Origin of the sequence: Streptomyces sp. MMCC 100, assembly GCF_041538145.2 — a bacterium.
Taxonomy (GTDB): domain Bacteria; phylum Actinomycetota; class Actinomycetes; order Streptomycetales; family Streptomycetaceae; genus Streptomyces.
The window spans coordinates 1-3,432 of the sequence record NZ_JBGORK020000016.1; the positions used below are offsets into that span (position 1 = coordinate 1).

The following is a 3,432-nucleotide window of genomic DNA, read 5'->3' on the forward strand; positions in this document are numbered from 1 at the left end:
CACCGACGTCGCCGAGTGGATGGGCCACAAGACCATCGAGATCACCTTCAAGATCTACCGCCACCTCATGCCCGGCTCCATCAGCAAAGCCGCCAAGATCCTCAACCACAACCTCACCGCATAACAGCCTGTGGAAAGGTTTCTGAGAGGCAGGCATGGTCCACTCCATGGGCCGCCAAGGGCCCGCCCTGACACTGGTACGAAGACCACGCCTGCCACGCTTGCAGCACGAGCAAGCTGGACCGTCGGTGCGCCCTGGACTTGGTGTGACTTCGCCCGCCGGCTCGAACTGCCCCTCTGCACGGGCAACAGAGCCAGTGTGCGGCGGAGGTGATCAGGCCTTGCCGCCTCGCCACCCTTCAGGCAGGAGGAACTCTTTGAGATCCGCTTCGATCGAGATCTCACTGACCCTGACACCAGGAATGTGCAACCCCTTCAGCGGCTGGTCGTCCGGGTGATGGAACACGCTCCGGTGAGCGTTCAGCACGAGCTGCTGATTGAACGTATGCGCGATCTCCCCGCTTGGTGAAAACTGGCGGTCCGCCCCTCGGCAGTTCTGGATCACAAGTCCCGCGCGGCGGTCCAGGGGAACCAGGAACATCTGGGCTGTCGCAAGGCCAACGCCGTCGTCCTCGCCACCAGCTCTTGGGACTAGGGCCACGGGGCAGTCAGCCGTAAGCAGTGCTTCACTCTCGAAGCGGCAGATCCACCAAGCACTATTGAAGAAGTGCCCGGCCACCTTGGGGACCAATTCCTTGATGAGCTTCAGGTGCCTGTTCGAGTGCTGCTTGACCTTGTAGGAGTTGAAGTCCGTGAGCTTCTCCCATTGCCCATCGACTTCCTCCTCCGTCGGGGGCCGCCCCAGACGTTCTGCAAGAATCCGCCGTATTCGCGGCTTGCCATTGACCGCCACACTCAGCTTGAGCACGAAGTCCGCCACCTCGTCACCACCCTGCCGGATGGCCGGGACCCTTACATACTGAAGCGCAACCCATGCCGAGAGGGCTGCACGGTGCTCACCCGGCAATGGCCAGAGTCGGTCGTCAACGGCTGCTCGGATCGCATGGATGCCGCCGTTCTCGATCACTCCGAACGCATCCTCCGCTGCGTCCGACCAGTGCCCGTCAGCAGTCTCCATGAGGTAGAAATCCCTGACCACCGTCGACCGTTTAATGGGTTCAGACTTGCAGACGCCATCCTCCAACCGAAGACGGGACACCTGCATGAACTGACCGGCGAAACGCTCCAGGTAGGACCTCGGCACAGTGTGGTTGTTCCGTTTGAGACCCTTCTTAGTACTTCCCACGATCAGCCCCTGCCCCTACGCCACGGAGCGGCCGGGTCCGCCAGCGTGTCAAGGATTAGCTCGCACCACGTCACGGCCGCGTTCACCGTCAGCCGGGCATGACGGACCCCGAGTCCTGACGGGGCACTAGCCATTCCGTGTCCGCTTCCGAAGCCCTGGTTGCGCAACTCGGCAACGCCCACGGCGATGTTCACCGAGCCGGAGAGGATCTTCTTCACAGCTTTGCTGCCGTCGGGCCCGTCGGGAGCAGAGCCGGCATCGAGCTTCAGCGCCTTCTGCACCGTGTTGACGAGAGCCGGCAGCGCAGCGTTCTTGTCGATAGCGACACCCAGCTCACGCAAAGCCGTCTTGGCCGTCGCCTCGATGAGCTGCTTGGCTGCCCCGATGGCACCGTGAGGGTCGGTCGTCAAGTCCCGGCGGATGCGCTCCAACTCGACGAAGATGCCCGAAGGGTCATTCAGCGTACTCAGGTCCCGGGCCAGAACAGGCGGCGCGCTCCACGTGATCTTGCCGCTTCCGTCAAGTACGAGTCCATCCCGTTCCAGCCGGACCCGGATGTCCTCGCGCCACGCATCGGGCGTTGACGAAGACTCGTGCCTCCACTGATACGTCTCCTCGTCGTACTTGCGGAGGAAGTCCTCGAACACGAGAAGCGCGCGACGCACGTGGTCCGGGTCGGACCAGTCCACGCCCTCGGCGTAGAGCATGAACTCAGTCCGCCGCTGGCCGGGGTCCTGGTACTTCAGCTCCTCCGGGGGGATCGGGGCGAAGCCCTGGTTCTCCCACAGCTCGGACACGATACGGACGGTCAGAGACGTGGCGAGTGAGCGGACGGCGTTTCGAGACGCTGGACTCACCAGCTCGCGCCGGGCAGTTGCGGTCATGGTCTGAAGGTACGAGTAACCCCTGGCAACGTCATGGCCTTTCCTGGAGTGCTCAGAGCCTGGCCCGACATCTCGGAGCCTGCTCTTGAGGGATCGCCTCAGGTCCTCACAGATCTCTGTGATCACGCTCTGGACTGTCTGGGGGCCTTGGTCCAGGACGAACAGCTTCCGCCCGAGGGAGTAGGCCTGACCCGTGCCCGGCGGGTCGAGACGCTCTACTCGGAGCACATGGAAGATCTGGCGTTGGCATACGAGGAAGGGCATCACTGACGAACGCCGTAAGGACCTGCCGGAATCAGCTTAATCAAGGCCCCCTTTCCGGCAGGATGATCGCCGTGCAGACGGAGACGTTGGTAGGACTGATCAGTGGCCTGGGCGGTGCCCTCATAGGTGGCGCCGCGTCGTTCGGCGGTGTATGGCTCACACTGTCGCACCAGAAGACTCTGGCACGGGAAGCCCGTCTGTTGGAGATCGGTCAGGCCGCGGCGGAAAAGGCACTGAACGAGCTGATCGCCCTGGGTGCGTTTCTGGAGACCGTCGGGGGCAATGACGTCGTTACAGCGCATACAGACGAAAGACTGCCGTATCTGGACACCGTGTTCGGGCACCTGAAGGACACCGACTTGGCCGTCACCCGTATTCCAAACCGGGACGTTCGTGAGCGGGTAACGCTTCATCTCCAGCTCGCGAACCGCTACCGGGCTGCCGGAGTCCGGCACCATTTCGCGATCCGCTGGTTTGGCGAACTGAGAAAGGACATGGTCGACGCCCTAGCGGCATACATCCGCCATGACGCCCTCCCGCCCGTCTCCGAACAGACTGTGGAGAAGCAGACCAGGGTGGCCCGGCACGAGGAGCGTCAGCGGCGGCGATTTGAGCACATGCACGATCCCGTCAACGTCGACCCGCGAGAAGAAGACGCCGCGTCCTCGCCGTCATGATGACGACCAACAGCACGTCGCGCACGTTCACGGCCCTCTTGCCGGAACTCGGGAGCGATTCGAGGACTGCCCGCTGTCATGCGGGGAGATCCGATATCCGAACCCGAACGGCTCCTGCACAGGTAGTCGCACAGAATCTCTGGATCGCGAGCCCACCATGACTCCCATGCTTTTCCTAGAGGTTGTCCCGTAACCAATGGTGCGGCTGGTGCGTTGGTCGGGCATGGGTGGGGTGATCTCAGCAGATGATCCGAAGTGGATCGAGCCGTTTGCGGGTCTGACCGAGGTGCAGTTCGGGAGG

3 protein-coding genes and 2 pseudogenes are annotated in these 3,432 nt (G+C 62.8%); 3 read left to right on the top strand and 2 right to left on the bottom strand.

The genetic code is table 11. The features are described from left to right. Window positions 1–124 (top strand): annotated as a pseudogene (locus tag ABS735_RS38630) (tyrosine-type recombinase/integrase); the annotation flags it as partial. Window positions 125–334: 210 nt separating this feature from the next. On the opposite strand, the gene ABS735_RS38635 reads toward ABS735_RS38630, so the two are convergent. Both ABS735_RS38635 and ABS735_RS38640 read right to left on the bottom strand, forming a co-directional pair. Further along, window positions 335–1,264 (bottom strand): DUF4238 domain-containing protein, encoded by a 930-nt coding sequence (locus ABS735_RS38635; protein WP_046247951.1) that lies wholly within the window; start codon window positions 1,262–1,264, stop codon window positions 335–337. A gap of 44 nt (window positions 1,265–1,308) precedes the next feature. Continuing rightward, window positions 1,309–2,316, bottom strand: a complete 1,008-nt coding sequence (locus ABS735_RS38640) for an abortive infection family protein (protein WP_234308252.1) — start codon at window positions 2,314–2,316, stop codon at window positions 1,309–1,311. 200 nt (window positions 2,317–2,516) lie between these two features. On the opposite strand from ABS735_RS38640, the gene ABS735_RS38645 reads away from it, so the two are divergent. Then, window positions 2,517–3,131, top strand: coding sequence for a hypothetical protein (locus ABS735_RS38645; protein WP_016325287.1), 615 nt, complete (start codon window positions 2,517–2,519; stop codon window positions 3,129–3,131). A 223-nt stretch (window positions 3,132–3,354) separates the two neighbouring features. Beyond that, a pseudogene (locus tag ABS735_RS38650) lies at window positions 3,355–3,432 on the top strand (IS5/IS1182 family transposase); the annotation flags it as partial.